The sequence below is a fragment of the Pantoea sp. PNA 14-12 genome (assembly GCF_004364735.1).
GTDB lineage: Bacteria > Pseudomonadota > Gammaproteobacteria > Enterobacterales > Enterobacteriaceae > Pantoea > Pantoea stewartii.
This window is the reverse complement of record NZ_SOAJ01000001.1, coordinates 196,692-213,932: the sequence shown is the minus strand read 5'-3', so window position 1 is coordinate 213,932 and position 17,241 is coordinate 196,692. Positions and strand designations below refer to the sequence as shown.

The window sequence follows — 17,241 nt, the reverse complement described above, 5'->3', positions numbered from 1 at the left end:
TGTTAAGCAGAAGGAACGATCAGCTTGTTAATTTTTAGCTACTTTCGCTGGTGTGATTCGCCCTGTGTTAAATTTATGTATTACTCTGTTTTTAACGGTGCATTTCGTCAAGATGGCTTTCGCGCGCGCAGACAAGGCTGGCTGAGCCAATGCTAAATAACAGACTGTTTTGTTTGCTGTTTTATCATGCGCTTTCATGCCATCAGGTCAGCCGCCTATCCGGCCGCCCCGACACACGGAGGCCAACGAAGCAAAGGGAGCAGGCAAATCGCTGCCTGAGTGCGGTTGTAGGCTGTTACTAACACATTTTCACCTCATTATCGTCACGCTTGTGTCATTTAGAATGAATAAACTCCTTCATGACCGTACGCAACAGACCGTTGTATCGACCCATAACCGCGATAAGTGAGAAAAACAGCCTTCATCTTGCGCTTTTCGCCTATTTCCCTAATTTCTTTTGATAATCCCACAAATTATTCAGCGATGCCGCCTGATATGCATTAAACTCATTTGTTACAACCGGATACATTTACATCCAAGGAGACAGGCATGCATCACACCACACCGCTGATCACCACTATTGTCGGGGCACTGGTTCTGGCTTTCCTCCTTGGTATGCTGGCTAACCGGTTACGAATTTCTCCGCTGGTGGGTTACCTTGTTGCTGGCGTTATGGCCGGCCCTTTTACACCCGGCTTTGTGGCAGACACGAATCTGGCGCCGGAACTGGCCGAACTGGGCGTGATTCTGCTGATGTTTGGCGTCGGTCTGCACTTTTCACTGAAGGACCTGATGTCGGTAAAGCGGATAGCCATTCCCGGCGCGATTGCACAGATCGCGGTAGCCACCTTGCTGGGAATGCTGATGTCATGGGCGATGGGTTGGTCGTGGATGACCGGCCTGGTGTTTGGCTTGTGTCTTTCTACCGCCAGTACCGTGGTGTTGCTGCGTGCGTTAGAAGAACGGCAGCTGATTGAAAGCCAGCGCGGTCAAATTGCTATCGGCTGGTTAATTGTCGAAGACCTGGTGATGGTGCTTACGCTGGTCTTGCTGCCCGCCATTGCGGGCATGATGGAACAGGGCAACGCCAGCGCCAGCCTGGTGATCTGGGATCTGCTCTGGACCATCGGCAAAGTTGCCGCCTTTATGGTGCTGATGATGGTGGTAGGCCGCCGTGCGGTCCCCTGGATTCTGGCGAAAAGTGCGGCCACGGGTTCACGCGAGCTGTTTACGCTGTCTGTCCTGGCGCTGGCGCTGGGCATCGCATTTGGCGCCGTCGAGTTCTTCGACGTGTCTTTTGCGCTGGGTGCGTTCTTTGCCGGGATGGTGCTGAATGAATCGGAGTTAAGTCAGCGCGCTGCCCGTGACACGTTGCCATTACGGGATGCTTTTGCAGTGCTGTTCTTTGTCTCTGTCGGCATGTTATTTGATCCCATGATCCTGGTGAAAGAGCCGCTGGCCGTGCTGGGTGCGTTGGTGATTGTCGTCATCGGCAAATCCGCCGCCGCCTGGCTGTTGGTTTCGCTGCTGGGTCATTCGCGTCGGACAGCGATGACCATCTCGGTGAGTCTGGCGCAAATCGGCGAGTTTGCCTTTATTCTTGCCGGTCTGGGCATTTCACTTGGCCTGCTTGATGAAGAAGGCCGAAATCTGGTCCTGGCGGCCGCTATCCTTTCTATCATGCTCAATCCGGTTCTGTTTACGCTGCTGGGGCGTTACCTCGCCAAAAATGAAACGATGGAGCAGCAGACGCTGGAAGAAGCGCTGGAAGAAGAACAAGAGATTCCTGTGGATGTCTGCAACCATGCGGTCATCGTTGGCTATGGTCGCGTCGGCAACCTGCTGTGTGAGCAACTGATCAAACTGAATATTCCGGTGGTGGTGGTAGAAAGCTCCATCCCGCGCGTAAAAGCCTTACGGGATCAGGGGATCAGAGCGGTGCTGGCGAATGCTGCCCGCGCCAATACCCTGGCGCTGGCGCGGGTGGACTGTGCCAGCTGGCTGTTAGTCACTATCCCTAACGGCTACGAGGTAGGCGAAATTGTGACGGCAGCACGACAGAAGCAGGCTGATATCGATATTATCGTGCATGCCCATTATGACGATGAAGTGGAGTATATTCTGGAGCGCGGTGCAAACCACGTCGTTATGGGTGAGCGGGAAATTGCCGCCAGTATTATTCAAAAGTTACAGGAAAAGCTAACGCTGCAGGAAGAAAAAACCGTCAGCGAAGGCCAGCACTAATCCATCCCAAACGGCTGTCGCCCCGCTGAACTCTCAGAGATTCAGCGGGGCGTCTGACTTGTCAGCCTTAACGATCCCAGTAGGACTCTTCCAGGCTGTCTTCACGCTCAGGCAAACCGCGCGTCAGTCGGGGCGAATGCTGATTCAGGACCTGATAGCTGACCCGGTTAGCATATTTGCAGACCTGCGCCAGCGACGAATAGGTCAGATAAGCACGCGCATGTTTACTGGAGTTAGGTACGTTGCGGCGATGGTAGTTATTCGCCGTAATGTCATGCAGCAACGCTGCCAGCGCGCCGTCCCCTGCCCCATTGGTATTCATGATCTTCTCCGGGCCGCCCATGTAGGGCGCGATGTGCGAGAAAATGCGTAACGGCTGCTGACAATCCTGTTTACGCATTGCGCGACTGAATTCGTACTGGTTGAATTCAGCAATCGCGCCCGGTAACAAAGGATGGTTGGTTTTACGCTTAAATTCGTCTTCGGTATAGCCCGCCATATATAAACCGGTCGGCCCTGCCGTGCACAGCACCAGATCCACCCACTCCAGCGCCCTGTCCGAGGCCAGTAGCGGGTCGGCCTCGCCCGTCAGCGCCAGCGCCTCTTCTTCGTTCATCGCCACAATCGACACGTGGTCACGCAGGAAATCACGCCAGAACTGAGGATTGTCACCTATCACGTGTTTCGTGCCTAACGTCAGCACCACTGGCACGTTGTGGCGCTTTGCATACTCGATAGCCTGCAGCGTCGCCTGTGGCATCGGTTCACCGTCTTTGCAACGCACCAGATACGAGGTCAGAACCAGCGCGGAAGCGCCCGCAATTACGTCCTCAGGCACACTTTCCGCTTTGAGCTGGTTCATCTGGCCAGGGCTAATCGCAAAGGTCCGATCGCCCTGATCGCCGATCAGGGTGAAACAGCGGCCAATCGCTCCGTCCACGCCCTGAAGATAGTTAAGATCCATGCGGCTCGAAGTATTACAAAGGTAACGATACGCATAACCGCCAATCTGAATGTTATTGCACATCACGCCCAGCAATACGGAACGGTCGTCCGCCAGCACGGAGAAATTGTGCAGCGTGTTGCCAATCGTGCCGCCTGCGAACTGGTGAGTAATCAGCTCGTCACGCATCAGTTCAGCGTACAGCGCTTCTGCCACGGCATCGTCAATGACCAGCGAATGGCCGGCACTCAGACCATAGCGGACCAGAAAGGCGTCATCGACTTTCGCTTCGATATCGACCAACGTCTGATCGATGCCCACTACCCAACTGCCGTCTTCGTTATCGAATGACGAGGACTGGAGAAGGGGATCGCGCGCGCTGACGGGAAAATAGTGTTTGGATTTACGTTTGCCGGGAAATTTCATGGTGACTGCCGTGAGGAAAAACAGGCAGAGAAGCATATCATATTCTCTACGACGACTTTAACGCTGCGCGCGAATCCGTAGCTCGCCCATCCCGCCCTGCCAGACTCCGGCGCATCTGACGTATCAGCGTATATTCCTGGCAGGCCATCTGATGAACGCCGGGACGTGGCGCCTGCAGGTTCATGACAGCCTGTAGGAGGATGCAGCACGACAGTAATGCGGTTCCGTACCTGTCAGGCAGCAAGGGCCAGAAAACGGTCTGCGACAAGCGCGGCTGGCGTTCAGAGGACAACGAAGAAGGAAAACGCAGGAAAGTATGGGTAGATTCACTACAGCAAAAGGGGCCAGTCGTACCGGCCCCTCTCTGCTTAGCCCAGAATTTTAGCCAGCTCTGCACTCACGTCGGACACATTACGTGTGCCGTCGATTTTGTGGTACTCAGTGTTACCCGCTTCGGCTTCTTTGCTGTAGTAAGCAATCAGCGGTGCGGTTAGCTGATGGTATTCCACCAGACGTTTGCGCACCGTTTCTTCCTGATCGTCTTTACGCGTGGTCAGCTCTTCACCGGTCACGTCATCCTTGCCTTCCACCTTCGGTGGATTGAATTTGACATGGTAAACACGGCCTGATGGCGCATGAACACGGCGACCGACGATGCGTTCAACGATCAGTTCATCCGGCACAGCGAACTCCAGCACATAGTCCACTTTGATACCGGCTTCTTTCATTGCGTCAGCCTGAGGAATGGTGCGTGGGAAACCATCAAGCAGGAAACCGTTTTTGCAATCTTCCTGGGCGATGCGCTCTTTAACCAGCGCAATCACCAGCTCATCAGTAACCAGCTTGCCGGCATCCATAATGGCTTTCGCCTGGTTGCCCAGTTCGGTGCCCGCTTTAACCGCTGCACGCAACATGTCGCCAGTGGAGATCTGCGGAATGCCGTATTTCTCCATGATGAATTGGGCTTGAGTCCCCTTACCTGCGCCCGGAGCTCCGAGCAGAATAATACGCATTGCGTAAATCCCCTTGCGAATCGCATTGATGAATCTGAGAAGCGGAAGAACATACCATTATGATCCGCGCACCACAAGGAAGGGGCGGATCAACGCAGATCAGTGTACTGACTTTAGCCAGCGATCGCAGTGCGCGATGTCAGTGAAAAGGCATTTTCGGACTGGTAGCGGGTGCAATGGGGCTTTTAAGGCGGTTGCGCAACAAATATGGGTGCCGGAAAGCAGGCAGGAAGGCTGCAGCCAAAAAAACCGGTGAGGATCTCACCGGTTTCGTCGTCTTACGCCGTCAGCAGTTGGTTCATCCGACGGATAAACTGGTTAGGATCGTCCAGCGTGCCGCGCTCTGCCAGCAGGGCCTGATCCAGTAACAGCTCAATCCATTCACCGAAGCGGGCTTCATCCTGGGTATCTGCCACGCGCTTCACCAGTTGGTGATCGGGGTTGATCTCGAAGATATATTTCACTTCCGGCACGTCCTGTCCTGCCGCCGCGAACAGTTTGGCCATTTGCGTGGTCATCTCGTTTGCATCGGTGGTCACAATCGCAGGCGTATCGGTCAGACGGTGCGTCAGACGGACTTCTTTCACACGTTCGCCCAGCAGCGTTTTCACGCGCTCAACAAAAGGTTCCAGCGCTTTTTCCGCTTCTTTCTGTGCTTCCGTTTCTTCGTCAGCCAGCTTATCCAGCGCTTCATCCGCTTTGCTGACGGACTGGAAGGCCTTACCGTCGAACTCGGTCAGATAGCTCATCATCCATTCATCGATACGATCGGACAGCAGCAGGACCTCAATGCCTTTTTTACGGAACAGCTCCAGATGCGGACTGCTTTTCGCTGCAGCATAGCTGTCGGCGGTAATGTAGTAGATCTTCTCCTGACCCTCGACCATACGGCTGACGTAATCTTCCAGCGACACGGTTTGCGCCGCGCTCTCGCTTTGTGTGGTGGCAAAACGCAGCAGTTTGGCAATCGTCTCTTTGTTGGCGTGATCTTCAGCGGGGCCCTCTTTCAGGACCAGACCAAACTCTTTCCAGAAGGTCTGGTACTTTTCGCTGTCCTCTTTCGCCAGCTTCTCCAGCATCTGCAGAACACGTTTGGTCAACGCGCCGCGCAGATTCTGGGTAACACGGCTGTCCTGCAGAATCTCACGCGATACGTTGAGCGGCAGATCGTTAGAGTCAATCAGGCCGCGCACAAAGCGCAGGTAGTTCGGCATAAACTGCTCGGCGTCATCCATGATAAACACGCGCTGCACGTAGAGTTTCAGACCATGTTTATGGTCGCGGTTCCACATGTCGAACGGTGCGCGAGCCGGGATATATAGCAGGCTGGTGTACTCCTGTTTCCCTTCTACGCGGTTGTGGCTCCATGTCGCCGGATCGCTGAAATCATGGGCAATATGTTTGTAGAACTCTTTGTACTCTTCGTCGCTGATCTCTGACTTGCTGCGGGTCCACAGCGCCTGAGCTTTGTTGATTTTCTCCCAGGTCGTGGTGCCGCTTTCTTCATCTTTGGTTTCGATTTCAACCGGCAACGCAATGTGATCGGAGTATTTACCAATGATGTTGCGGACGCGCCAGCTGTCGAGGAATTCATCTTCGCCTTCACGCAGGTGCAAGGTGATTTCCGTACCGCGATCGGCTTTGCTGATGTCAGCGATGGTATACTCACCTTCACCTGCCGATTCCCAGAACACGCCTTCGTCTTCGGCGGCACCCGCTGCGCGCGTGCGCACCGAGACTTTGTCGGCAACGATAAAGGCCGAGTAGAAACCCACACCGAACTGACCGATCAGCTGACTGTCTTTGGCCTGATCGGAGCCCAGGGATTCCAGAAAGGCTTTGGTGCCGGATTTCGCAATAGTGCCAAGGTTTTCAATCACTTCATCACGGCGCATGCCGATACCGTTATCGCTCAGCGTGATGGTGCGGTTATCCTTATCGACAGAGAGACGCACGCGCAGGTCACCATCGCCTTCGTACAGGCTGGCATCAGACAGCGCGCGGAAGCGCAGTTTATCCGCCGCATCCGAGGCGTTGGAAATCAGTTCACGCAGGAAAATCTCTTTGTTTGAATAGAGAGAATGGATCATCAGGTGCAGAAGTTGTTTTACCTCTGACTGAAAGCCACGAGTCTCTTGTCCTTTCATGGTCATTGCTACCTCAACAGAATCAGATTTAACGAACGTTGAGGAGGATGTGGGGGTACATGCAGGATTTTCAAGCCGGCGTTTTTCACAACGCCGGCAAGCGTTTAAAATTTAATCTTCTGGCGGCCTGCCAGTGAGTGGGATAGCGTGGTGCCATCCACCATTTCCAGTTCGCCGCCCATCGGAACGCCATGCGCAATGCGGCTGGCTTCAACGCCATACTGGCCACATAATTCTGCAATGTAGTTCGCGGTCGCTTCGCCTTCCACGGTGGGGTTGGTCGCCAGGATCACTTCCTGAATCGCTTCCTTCTCCAGACGCTGTTCCAGCCGATCGAGACCGATATCTGCCGGGCCAATGCCATCCAGGGGCGAAAGATGGCCCATCAGAACGAAATAACGGCCGGCAAATTGCCCGGTTTGCTCAATAGCATGGATATCTGCCGGACTTTCCACCACGCAGATCTGACCGTTTTGCTGACGCCGGGGATTGGCGCAGATAGTGCAGATTTCCTGCTCGGTGAAGGTGCGGCAATCGGCACAGTGACCGATTTCCGACATTGCCCGGGTCAGCGCCTGTGCCAGCCGCATTCCCCCACTACGATCGCGCTGTAGCAGTTGGAACGCCATCCGTTGCGCCGACTTCGGCCCAACGCCCGGCAAACAGCGCAATGATTCCATTAAGGACTCTAGCAGTGGGCTGGTTTGCATCAGAACGGCATCTTGAAGCCTGGTGGCAACTGCATGCCTGAAGAGACAGACGCCATTTTCTCTTTCTGCGCTTCATCAATGCGACGCGCCGCGTCGTTGAAGGCGGCAGCGATCAAATCTTCCAACATGTCTTTGTCATCTTCCAGCAGGCTGGGATCGACTTCCACACGGCGGCAGTTGTGGGCACCATTGATGGTCACTTTGACCATGCCTGCGCCTGATTCACCCGTGACTTCCAGGGCGGCAATTTCTTCCTGAACCTGGGCCATTTTGTCTTGCATCTGCTGGGCCTGTTTCATCAGGTTGCCCAATCCGCCTTTACCAAACATAGTTTTCTCTCTCTGCTGAGGCTACAACGCGGTTTATTCATAACGTTGCAGCGTGTTCAAACGGGTCGAATGCTTTCCTCATCCAAATCGGCATCGAAAAAGCGACGAAGGGTTTGAATGTGGCTGTCACTCAAGATGGACTGACGCGCCTGCGCCAGCTTCTCTTCATAAATGGCCTGACGCCACTCCAGTGGCGTCAATACCGTAGGATTATCGTCTTCAATAACCGACAGTTCAACCTGGTGTCCGGCAACCTGACTCAATGCGGCGGTCAGGGCCTGCTGCGCGGAGGCCGAATTCAGGTGGCGCTGGCTGGAACGTAAATGCAGGCAAATACCCTGATCGGTGGTCTCTTTCCAGGCATTCAACGCCAACTGTTGAACCAGTTTAGGCAGCGGCAAACCGGCCACCTCAGCCGCCCAGGCATCACGCTGCTGGGCTTCTTCAGCCAGCCGTGCGGCCAGCTCAGGATTTTTCTCATGCTCCAGCGCAGAACGCAAGGCTTTTGGCGTGGCGACGGGCGCGGCCGCTTCGGTTACGGGCGTCAGCGCTTTCCAGCGGTACGCCTCTTTTTTTACCGGCGCTTCAGGGGCGCGCTCACGCACACGCTGCTGACTGCGCTCGGTCACCGAGGCCAGTCGCTCAAGGGCAGAACTGGCCGGCCGCGCACCAGGCGCTGCCGGCTCACTCTTTTTTGCTTTGTTTGCTCCCTGGCGCAGCAGTTGGGTGCGCGCCTGCAGGAGCTGGCTGGTGGAACTGGACAGTGACGGTTCGGGTGCCGCAGGCGAGACAGACTGCGCGGTTGGTGCCGAAGCGGGTTCGGGTGCCGCCATTCGTGGCCGGGCAGCGGGCGCCGATTCGGTTGGCGACGGCGGTACGTTCTGTACCGGCACCGGCGCTGACTGCGCAGTCAGCGTGGGCCGCGCGATCGGCTCCGCGACGGCCGCTTTGGGATGAAACGCCAGCGCGCGCAATAAGGCCATCTCAATGCCCATACGACGATCGGGCGCAAGGGGTAAATCTTTGCGCCCCATCAGCAGGGTTTGATAATAAAGCTGCAGATCGGCAGGCGGCACGACGCGCGCCAGTTCCCGCAGGCGCAACGCATTGCTTTCTTCATCGTCATTAAGAGAGGCAGGCAGTAACTGTACCATGGCAATGCGGTGCAGCAGGCGCAGCATCTCAACGAGCAATGCCTCCCAGTCAACCCCGCGCGAAGCTGCCTGCGCCAGCAACGCCATCACCTGCTCCCCGTTGCCGTCGACTACGGCTTCAAGCAGCCCCAGGGGTTGCTCATCGTCAAGCGTCCCGAGCATCGCCCCGACGGTCGCGCTGGTCACGCTGCCCTCGCCCATCGCAATGGCCTGATCGGTAAGGCTCAGCGCATCGCGCATACTGCCATCGGCAGCACGGGCCAGCAGTTGCAGCGCCCGCGGTTCCCGGGCGATCTGCTCCTGTTCTAATACGTTGTCGAGCTGCTGACGGATCTGGTCAACATCCAGCGCTTTAAGGTGAAACTGCAGACAACGGGACAGGATTGTCACCGGCAGCTTCTGCGGATCGGTCGTCGCCAGCAGGAATTTAACGTGTGAAGGCGGTTCTTCCAGCGTTTTCAGCAGCGCATTGAAGCTGTGACGCGACAGCATGTGCACTTCATCAATAAGGTAAACTTTAAAGCGGCCGCGGGCGGGCGCATACTGCACGTTATCAAGCAGATCGCGCGTGTCTTCCACTTTGGTGCGCGAGGCGGCATCAATTTCGATGAGATCGACAAAACGGCCCTGTTCGATCTCACGGCAGTTATCGCACTGGCCACAGGGCGTGGCGGTGATCCCGGTTTCGCAGTTAAGGCCTTTTGCCAGCAGACGGGCAATCGTGGTTTTCCCTACGCCCCGTGTGCCGGAGAAGAGATAAGCATGATGGATGCGTCCCAGAGACAATCCATTCGCCAGCGCCGTCAGAACATGTTCCTGACCGACAACATCAGCAAACGCCTGTGGACGCCATTTTCGGGCAAGTACCTGATAGCTCATGTGGTTTCGACGAATTTGGATGGAAATGTGAGCGCAGACGCACTGCAACCCCTGTATATGATTGCAGTAGTCTAACAGCTACGCTTTCACCTATCACTCGTTATCTTGAAGCGGTAAAGCGGAATGGCCCCACAGGTGCGCGAGGCCAGAAGCGAGGCTTAGTGGCCGGGGAAATTGACCAGGCTGTAGCTGTCAACGCCCAGCGCCTTGAGGCGGGTTTCCCCTGCCAAATCGAACAGGTTAATAATAAAAGCAGCATCTTTCACTTCACCGCCTGCACGACGGATCAGTTTGATCGTGGCTTCCAGCGTTCCGCCGGTCGCCAGCAGATCGTCGACCACCAGCACGACGTCGCCCGGCTGGATCGCATCTTTGTGCAATTCCAGTTGGTCGGTACCGTATTCCAGCTCGTAGGATTCGCTGTAGGTTTCACGTGGCAGTTTGCCCGGTTTACGCACCGGGACAAAACCCAGCCCCAGCCCCAGGGCAACCGGCGCACCAAAGAGGAAGCCACGCGCTTCTGTGCCGACAACTTTGGTGATGCCTTTATTACGGTAGCGCTCAACCAGCAGGGCGATGGACGCTGCATAGGCGTTCGGGTCTTCCAACAGGCTGGTGACGTCACGGAAAAGAATACCCGGCTTCGGGTAATCAGGAATACTTTTGATACTGTTTTTAATCAGTTCAAGCTGCTGCGCAGTGTCGGTCATAATCTTAAGCCTGGTAAAAAAATTCTGTTTTGCGCAGCTTCAATAGCGCCAATACCTGATTAAAGGTTCAGCGGAAATACATTCATAATGGGAAGCCGCACACGAAGAGGCCCAAATCTAAGCAAATGGCCGGCTAATTGCAACTTTATCGCGGAGGTAAACTGTCGTCTGGTGTTTCTGCCACCACCGGCATCCGCCACATAAACAGCAACAGAAGGCACAACATGATGCCCAGCATGATCCGTACCCACAGCACTGGCACCAGCCACAAGGATAGCGAAAATGTCGCCACAATCAGTACGATGGCGCGGCTTTTTGCCCCTGGCGGCATGCCACGATGCTGTTGCCAGTGACGAATATAGCGACCAAAGGGCGATTTCCAGAGCAGCCAGTGATGAAAACGTGGTGAAGAACGGGCAAAACACCACGCTGCCAGCAGCATGAATGGCGTTGTAGGTAATAAAGGTAATACAATGCCCAGTATGCCAAGCACTATCGCCAGCCAACCCAGGGTTAATAAGACAATGCGTTGCATACCTGCCACCCAATGCGTTTTCCGTTGCATGACTTTAGCATACCTGCGTTGGGCGCAATGAGTAAGCATCCGACGCGGCAAAGGCTGCATCACTGCCTTCTCACCTTGCGCCAGGCCATCCACAGCCATCCCGACGGCGAGTGTCGCTCGCCGCGTTTTGACAACCAACTCTTTACGACGAAAGGGACCCGACTGGCCGATTATCTGCAGGAGATTGAGCACAACTATCAACGCCTTTGTCAGGCCGGCGAGGATGTGGAACGTAGCCAGTGGCTGGCGGGTCATCTGGTGGACCAAATCGCCGCCCTGCAGCGTGAAGCCAGTACCCAGCAACTTCGTAGCCGCGCAGAACGTGCCCGGCCTTCCGCCCGTCAGCAAAAATATCTGGAATACCGGGAATATGAGCGTCGACTACAGGCGATGATCGACCAGCGGGAGCAACGGCTGGCGCTGGCAGAAACCTTTGCCGTTCAGCAGCAGTTGAAAAAAGACCTGGAGGTACTGGAAGGCCGTATGGCACGCTGCCGGCAGGCGATCCGCTCGGTGGAGTGGGCAATGTCACTGTCAGACAGCCCGTTTAGCAGTTAATGCGCTATCTTTGCAAGACCGCCATCGCAGGATGGCACGCTTATCAGGCCCATGATACAACGTCGCAGGAGGAATGATGTCCCTGGAAACGGCCCCCGAAGAGGTCAAACTGGCGGTAGATTTGATTCAGCTGTTTGAAGAACACCAACTGTCGGTGGAAACGGTGTTGTCCGCCCTGGCCATTGTTCAGCGCGATTACGAAAAGAAACGCGACGAACAGCGCAAAGACTAAGCCTTTTTTGCCAGCGTCGGACTTAAGCGCAACATATCAATCAGGGCATCCACCAGTTCGGGCGCATCGGCAACCAGATCAAATTTGCCAGGCGTAAAAAGCCAGCTTTCCATCATGCCATTGACATAGCTGCGCATGATTAACGCCGCCTGTCGGGTCTGGAACGTTTCTGGAAGTTGCCCGGCATCAATGCACTGACGCAGTACGTCTTCTATTTCGTTGTAACGCTCAAGCAACAGACTTTGCTGGATACTTTTTACGGCAGCCATTTCCCCGACAAATTCGCATTTATGAAAGATGATTTCCATCAACGCACGGCGCTGCGGATCGCGCGCAGTCGCCTGAAAGATATAGACCAGCATCGCCCGTAAAATGGAGAGTGGATCACCGGGGTATTTTGTTTGATACTCAAGTTTCACTTCATTAAGCCCGGCATCGCAGCGAAGCCATATTTCGTTCAACAAATCGGCTTTGTTTTTGAAATGCCAGTAGATAGCGCCACGGGTTACGCTGGCTGCAGAAGCGATGTCCGCCAGGGAGGTGGCTGAAACCCCCTCTTTCGAAAACAGAGCAAGGGCGGCGTCCAGAATTTGATGCCGGGTTTCAAGAGCTTGCGCTTTGGTTTTTCGTGCCATAGGGGACTTTTTTTACAAACAGGTAAGTTTACATACATTTGTGAATGTATGTACCATAGCACGAGCTAAAATAATACGCAGCAATGGGTTCATGGCTTTGTGATCCATTGATCATTTGATATCGGACTCTAGAGGTTTATTTATGAACAAATTCAGAGGGTTAACGCCTCTGGCGGCCGTCCTGATGCTCTCAGGCAGCTTTGTGTTAACAGGATGTGACGGAAATAAATCCGACCAGGCCGCCCAACAACAGCCGCCGGAAGTCGGTGTTGTCACCGTTAAAAGTGAACCCCTAAAAATTTCGACCGAACTGCCTGGCCGTACCCTGGCTTACCGTATTGCCGAAGTGCGTCCGCAGGTTTCCGGTATCATTCTGAAGCGTAACTTTATTGAAGGCAGTGAGATTAAAGCCGGTGAATCGCTCTATCAGATCGATCCCGCGACCTATCAGGCATCCTATGACAGCGCCAAAGCCGATTTAGCGAAAGCAGAGGCTAATGCACGTATAGCGCAACTGACGGTCAATCGTTATAAGCCACTGCTTGGCACCAAATATATCAGTCAGCAGGACTACGATAATGCCGTCGCCACCGCGGCACAAAACAATGCGGCCGTTCAGGCCGCGAAGGCTAACGTAGAAACCGCACGCATTAACCTGGCGTACACAAAAGTCTCTTCGCCTATTAGTGGCCGCATTGGTAAGTCATCCGTTACAGAAGGTGCGCTGGTACAAAGCGGGCAAACCACAGCGCTGGCCACGGTGCAGCAGTTGGATCCGATGTATGTCGATGTTACCCAGTCGAGTGAAGATTTCCTGCGTCTGCGTTCAGAACTGGCGTCCGGTCAGCTGAAACAGAACGATGGCAAAGCCAACGTTACCCTGCTGATGCAGAATGGTAAAAACTATGCTCAGCCGGGTACGCTGGAGTTCTCGGATGTGACCGTTGATCAAACCACCGGCTCGATCACCCTGCGCGCGATCTTCCCTAACCCTGATAAAGCCTTGCTGCCAGGAATGTTTGTACGTGCCCGTCTGGATGAAGGTACCAATCCAAACGCCCTGCTCGTTCCTCAGCAGGCGGTAACGCGCACACCAACCGGTGACGCCTCTGTCATGGTGGTCGGCGCGGACAATAAAGTTGAAGCACGTAAGATCAAAGCAGCCCAGGCTATTGGCGATAAATGGCTGGTAACAGAAGGTCTGAAAGCGGGCGAGCGTGTGATCTTTACAGGTCTGCAGCGTGCAAAACCGGGTGCACAAGTTACACCTAAAGAAGTCACAGACGATGCAAAAGCCGCAAAAGGTGATCCCTCTCAGGCCCAGTCTGCTAAAACATCGTCCTAACAGGAGCCGTTGATACATGGCTAAGTTCTTTATCGATCGCCCAATCTTTGCGTGGGTGCTGGCTATTATCGTCATGCTGGCGGGCGCGTTATCGATTATTAAATTACCGATTGAGCAATATCCCAATGTTGCGCCACCGGCCATTGAGATTCAGGCCAACTACCCTGGTGCTGACGCGAAAACGTTGCAAGACTCGGTGACGCAGGTCATCGAACAAAACATGAACGGCATTGATGGCCTGATGTATATGTCATCAAGCAGTGATTCCTCGGGTGCTCTGACGCTGACTATCTCCTTCCAGTCAGGGACTGACGCGGATATCGCGCAGGTTCAGGTGCAGAACAAACTGCAGCTGGCAATGCCACTGCTGCCTCAGGAAGTGCAACAACAGGGGATTCAGGTTAAAAAATCCTCCAGTAGCTTCCTGATGGTAGCGGGTTTCATCAGCGATGATGGCAGCATGACGCAGAACGATATTGCTGACTATGTTGCCTCTAACATCAAAGATCCTATCAGCCGTACGCCTGGCGTGGGTGATACCCAGGTCTTTGGTGCGCAGTACGCGATGCGCATCTGGATGGATCCGAGTAAGTTAAATAACTATCAGCTGACGCCGGTTGATGTGATCAATGCGCTTAAAACCCAGAACGCCCAGGTGGCTGCCGGTCAGTTAGGCGGAACACCGCCGGTACCGGGACAGCAGCTGAACGCCTCAATTATTGCGCAAACGCGTCTGACCTCCACCAAAGAGTTCGGCAACATTCTGCTGAAAGTGAATAACGATGGCTCTCAGGTGCGTCTGCGCGATGTGGCACAGATCGAACTGGGTGGTGAAAACTACGAGATCATTGCGCGCTATAACGGCAAGCCTGCGTCCGGTATCGGTATCAAACTGGCGACCGGCGCTAACGCCCTGAATACCGCCGAAGCCGTTAAAGCCGAGCTGGCTAAGCTGCAGCCAACGTTCCCGGCGGGAATGAAGGTCGTTTATCCTTACGACACCACACCGTTCGTTAAAATTTCTATTTTCGAAGTGGTGAAAACACTGATGGAAGCGATTCTGTTGGTGTTCCTGGTGATGTATCTGTTCCTGCAAAACTTCCGAGCCACGCTGATTCCGACTATTGCCGTGCCGGTTGTGTTGCTGGGGACCTTCGCCATTATCGGCGCCTTTGGTTACTCGATAAACACCCTGACGATGTTCGGGATGGTGCTGGCCATCGGCCTGTTGGTGGATGACGCCATCGTGGTGGTCGAGAACGTCGAGCGCGTCATGGTGGAGGAAGGACTGCCACCGAAAGAAGCGACCAAGCGCTCAATGGAGCAGATTCAGGGCGCGCTGGTCGGTATTGCCCTGGTGCTGTCAGCGGTCTTTATTCCCATGGCTTTCTTTGGTGGATCGACCGGCGTGATTTATCGTCAGTTCTCCATCACTATCGTGTCGGCCATGGCGCTGTCAGTACTGGTTGCGTTGATTCTGACGCCCGCACTCTGCGCCACTATGCTCAAGCCGGTGAAAAAAGGCGATCACGGTGCCACCAAAGGCTTCTTTGGCTGGTTCAACCGCCTGTTCGACAAGAGTACCCATCACTATGTTGACAGCGTAGGTCACATCGTTCGCGGTACGGGTCGCTATCTGCTGCTTTATCTGCTGATTGTGCTGGGGATGGCGTTTCTGTTCCTGCGTCTGCCTTCATCGTTCCTGCCGGAAGAAGATCAGGGCCTGTTACTGGCTCAGGCTCAGCTCCCTGCCGGCGCCACACAGGAGCGCACGCAGAAAGTGCTGGATCAGGTTTCTGATTACTTCCTGACGAAAGAAAAAGACTCGGTGAAATCTGTTTTTACCGTTGCGGGCTTTGGCTTTGCGGGCCGTGGACAGAATACCGGTATTGCCTTCGTCAGCCTCAAGCCGTGGGATGAGCGTACCAGCAGCGACATGAAAGTGCCTGCGATCCAGGGACGTGCAATGCAAGCGCTGGCGCAAATTAAAGACGGTATGGTCTTTGCGTTTAACCTGCCTGCCATTATCGAGTTAGGTAACGCGACCGGCTTTGACTTTGAACTTATCGATCAGGGTAACCTGGGGCATGAAAAGCTGACGCAGGCGCGTAACCAGCTGTTTGGCATGATCGCACAACATCCGGATACGCTGGTCGGTGTGCGTCCCAACGGTCTGGAAGATACGCCGCAGTTCAAACTGGATATCGATCAGGAGAAAGCCCAGGCACTGGGTGTCTCACTCAGTGATATCAATACCACGCTGGGCGCATCCTGGGGCGGCTCTTACGTTAATGACTTCATTGACCGCGGTCGTGTGAAGAAAGTCTACGTGATGGGTAAAGCTGATGCGCGTATGCTGCCTGACGACATCAATAAGTGGTATGTCCGAAACAGCAACGGCGAGATGGTGCCCTTCTCTGCCTTCTCATCAGCACGCTGGCAGTATGGTTCACCGCGTCTGGAACGTTACAACGGTTTACCGTCTATGGAAATCCTTGGGCAGGCAGCCCCCGGCAAGAGCTCCGGTGATGCCATGAACCTGATGGAAGAACTGGCTTCGAAACTGCCGTCGGGCATTGGCTTTGACTGGACCGGGATGTCCTATCAGGAACGTCTGTCGGGTAACCAGGCACCTGCCTTGTATGCCATTTCACTGATCGTCGTGTTCCTGTGCCTCGCGGCCCTGTATGAGAGCTGGTCCATTCCGTTCTCGGTCATGCTGGTGGTTCCGCTGGGCGTGGTCGGTGCATTGATCTTTACGACCTTGCGCGGACTGAGCAATGACGTTTACTTTGTCGTGGGGTTACTGACCACTATTGGCCTCTCGGCGAAGAACGCCATCCTGATCGTGGAATTTGCGAAGGACCTGATGGAGAAAGAAGGCAAAGGGCTGGTGGAAGCCACGCTTGAAGCCTGCCGTATGCGTCTGCGTCCTATCCTGATGACCTCACTGGCGTTTATTCTGGGCGTACTGCCGCTGGCCATCAGTACCGGTGCCGGCTCTGGTGCACAGAATGCGGTCGGTACGGGCGTCATGGGCGGGATGGTGACCGCGACCGCGCTGGCCATCTTCTTCGTACCGGTATTCTTTGTGGTGGTGCGTCGTCGCTTTGGTAAAAACAAAGCCGAGATCGAAAAGGGTCATCCCGTCGATCATCCTGACCACTCGCATTAATCTGTAAACTTAAAGGCCGCATCAGCGGCCTTTTTTAATGCCTCACGCCGTCTCTTTTTTGACAGCCGCAGGGATTAACCGCTGCCACGATGACGCTGGCTTGTATTATCGCGATAACTTCCTGTTCACTCGGGGTGAACGCTGCCTTCCTCACCCTCTTTTACATTCAGGCTGGT

At 54.7% G+C, this 17,241-nt stretch carries 14 protein-coding genes and 1 other annotated feature; of the genes, 5 read left to right on the top strand and 9 right to left on the bottom strand.

Translation table 11 applies throughout. The annotated features are described in order from the left end of the window. Positions 1 to 549 precede the first annotated feature (549 nt). Positions 550 to 2,244 (top strand): YbaL family putative K(+) efflux transporter, encoded by a 1,695-nt coding sequence (ybaL, locus tag C7434_RS01070; RefSeq protein WP_033738703.1) that lies wholly within the window; start codon positions 550 to 552, stop codon positions 2,242 to 2,244. A 67-nt stretch (positions 2,245 to 2,311) separates the two neighbouring features. On the opposite strand, the gene C7434_RS01065 is transcribed toward ybaL, so the two are convergent. The 8 genes from C7434_RS01065 to C7434_RS01030 all read right to left on the bottom strand — a co-directional run bounded on the left by C7434_RS01065 (position 2,312) and on the right by C7434_RS01030 (position 11,090). Continuing rightward, positions 2,312 to 3,613 (bottom strand): inosine/guanosine kinase, encoded by a 1,302-nt coding sequence (locus C7434_RS01065; protein ID WP_033738797.1) that lies wholly within the window; start codon positions 3,611 to 3,613, stop codon positions 2,312 to 2,314. Positions 3,614 to 3,981: 368 nt separating this feature from the next. Then, entirely contained in the window at positions 3,982 to 4,626 is a 645-nt protein-coding gene (gene adk / locus C7434_RS01060; protein ID WP_033738701.1) for an adenylate kinase, read from the bottom strand. Positions 4,627 to 4,904: 278 nt separating this feature from the next. After that, a complete protein-coding gene (gene htpG, locus C7434_RS01055) occupies positions 4,905 to 6,779 on the bottom strand; it encodes a molecular chaperone HtpG (protein WP_033738700.1) in 1,875 nt (624 codons plus the stop codon). Between the two features lie 98 nt (positions 6,780 to 6,877). After that, positions 6,878 to 7,483, bottom strand: coding sequence for a recombination mediator RecR (gene recR / locus C7434_RS01050; protein ID WP_006117920.1), 606 nt, complete (start codon positions 7,481 to 7,483; stop codon positions 6,878 to 6,880). Next, positions 7,483 to 7,812: a YbaB/EbfC family nucleoid-associated protein gene (locus C7434_RS01045; RefSeq protein ID WP_033738698.1), complete on the bottom strand. Its 330-nt coding sequence runs from the start codon at positions 7,810 to 7,812 to the stop codon at positions 7,483 to 7,485. Before C7434_RS01045 ends, recR begins: the two co-directional genes overlap by 1 nt. A 56-nt stretch (positions 7,813 to 7,868) precedes the next feature. Then, positions 7,869 to 9,845, bottom strand: a complete 1,977-nt coding sequence (gene dnaX, locus C7434_RS01040; RefSeq protein ID WP_133745061.1) for a DNA polymerase III subunit gamma/tau — start codon at positions 9,843 to 9,845, stop codon at positions 7,869 to 7,871. Next, positions 8,466 to 8,527, bottom strand: a sequence feature (DnaX frameshifting element). (Overlaps the previous gene by 62 nt.) Before the next feature lie 158 nt (positions 9,846 to 10,003). After that, the gene (gene apt, locus C7434_RS01035; RefSeq protein WP_133745060.1) at positions 10,004 to 10,555 is read right to left on the bottom strand and encodes an adenine phosphoribosyltransferase; all 552 of its coding nucleotides are present in this window, start codon (positions 10,553 to 10,555) and stop codon (positions 10,004 to 10,006) included. A gap of 145 nt (positions 10,556 to 10,700) precedes the next feature. Next, complete coding sequence (locus C7434_RS01030; protein WP_058708335.1) at positions 10,701 to 11,090, bottom strand: DUF454 family protein; 390 nt, start codon at positions 11,088 to 11,090, stop codon at positions 10,701 to 10,703. Between the two features lie 57 nt (positions 11,091 to 11,147). Between C7434_RS01030 and C7434_RS01025 the strand changes: the two genes are divergently transcribed. Beyond that, positions 11,148 to 11,678 (top strand): primosomal replication protein, encoded by a 531-nt coding sequence (locus tag C7434_RS01025; protein WP_039338470.1) that lies wholly within the window; start codon positions 11,148 to 11,150, stop codon positions 11,676 to 11,678. Positions 11,679 to 11,754: 76 nt separating this feature from the next. Then, the gene (gene rsmS / locus C7434_RS01020) at positions 11,755 to 11,910 is read left to right on the top strand and encodes a pleiotropic regulatory protein RsmS (protein WP_006117926.1); all 156 of its coding nucleotides are present in this window, start codon (positions 11,755 to 11,757) and stop codon (positions 11,908 to 11,910) included. On the opposite strand, the gene acrR is transcribed toward rsmS, so the two are convergent. Further along, entirely contained in the window at positions 11,907 to 12,545 is a 639-nt protein-coding gene (gene acrR, locus C7434_RS01015) for a multidrug efflux transporter transcriptional repressor AcrR (protein ID WP_039338471.1), read from the bottom strand. The two genes, rsmS and acrR, sit on opposite strands and share 4 nt — an antisense overlap. Before the next feature lie 142 nt (positions 12,546 to 12,687). Between acrR and C7434_RS01010 the strand changes: the two genes are divergently transcribed. Beyond that, on the top strand, positions 12,688 to 13,890 hold the full coding sequence (locus C7434_RS01010; RefSeq protein WP_033738691.1) for an efflux RND transporter periplasmic adaptor subunit: 1,203 nt from the start codon (positions 12,688 to 12,690) through the stop codon (positions 13,888 to 13,890). A gap of 16 nt (positions 13,891 to 13,906) precedes the next feature. Beyond that, positions 13,907 to 17,065, top strand: coding sequence for a multidrug efflux RND transporter permease subunit AcrB (locus C7434_RS01005; RefSeq protein ID WP_033738689.1), 3,159 nt, complete (start codon positions 13,907 to 13,909; stop codon positions 17,063 to 17,065). The last annotated feature ends 176 nt before the right edge of the window (positions 17,066 to 17,241 follow it).

What these genes read in the sequence shown, in the direction of transcription:
- ybaL (WP_033738703.1), top strand. Translation starts at nt 550, where the DNA reads ATGCATCACACCACACCGCTGATCACCACTATTGTCGGGGCACTGGTT.
- C7434_RS01065 (WP_033738797.1), bottom strand. Translation starts at nt 3,613, where the DNA reads ATGAAATTTCCCGGCAAACGTAAATCCAAACACTATTTTCCCGTCAGC.
- adk (WP_033738701.1), bottom strand. Translation starts at nt 4,626, where the DNA reads ATGCGTATTATTCTGCTCGGAGCTCCGGGCGCAGGTAAGGGGACTCAA.
- htpG (WP_033738700.1), bottom strand. Translation starts at nt 6,779, where the DNA reads ATGACCATGAAAGGACAAGAGACTCGTGGCTTTCAGTCAGAGGTAAAA.
- recR (WP_006117920.1), bottom strand. Translation starts at nt 7,483, where the DNA reads ATGCAAACCAGCCCACTGCTAGAGTCCTTAATGGAATCATTGCGCTGT.
- C7434_RS01045 (WP_033738698.1), bottom strand. Translation starts at nt 7,812, where the DNA reads ATGTTTGGTAAAGGCGGATTGGGCAACCTGATGAAACAGGCCCAGCAG.
- dnaX (WP_133745061.1), bottom strand. Translation starts at nt 9,845, where the DNA reads ATGAGCTATCAGGTACTTGCCCGAAAATGGCGTCCACAGGCGTTTGCT.
- apt (WP_133745060.1), bottom strand. Translation starts at nt 10,555, where the DNA reads ATGACCGACACTGCGCAGCAGCTTGAACTGATTAAAAACAGTATCAAA.
- C7434_RS01030 (WP_058708335.1), bottom strand. Translation starts at nt 11,090, where the DNA reads ATGCAACGCATTGTCTTATTAACCCTGGGTTGGCTGGCGATAGTGCTT.
- C7434_RS01025 (WP_039338470.1), top strand. Translation starts at nt 11,148, where the DNA reads ATGAGTAAGCATCCGACGCGGCAAAGGCTGCATCACTGCCTTCTCACC.
- rsmS (WP_006117926.1), top strand. Translation starts at nt 11,755, where the DNA reads ATGTCCCTGGAAACGGCCCCCGAAGAGGTCAAACTGGCGGTAGATTTG.
- acrR (WP_039338471.1), bottom strand. Translation starts at nt 12,545, where the DNA reads ATGGCACGAAAAACCAAAGCGCAAGCTCTTGAAACCCGGCATCAAATT.
- C7434_RS01010 (WP_033738691.1), top strand. Translation starts at nt 12,688, where the DNA reads ATGAACAAATTCAGAGGGTTAACGCCTCTGGCGGCCGTCCTGATGCTC.
- C7434_RS01005 (WP_033738689.1), top strand. Translation starts at nt 13,907, where the DNA reads ATGGCTAAGTTCTTTATCGATCGCCCAATCTTTGCGTGGGTGCTGGCT.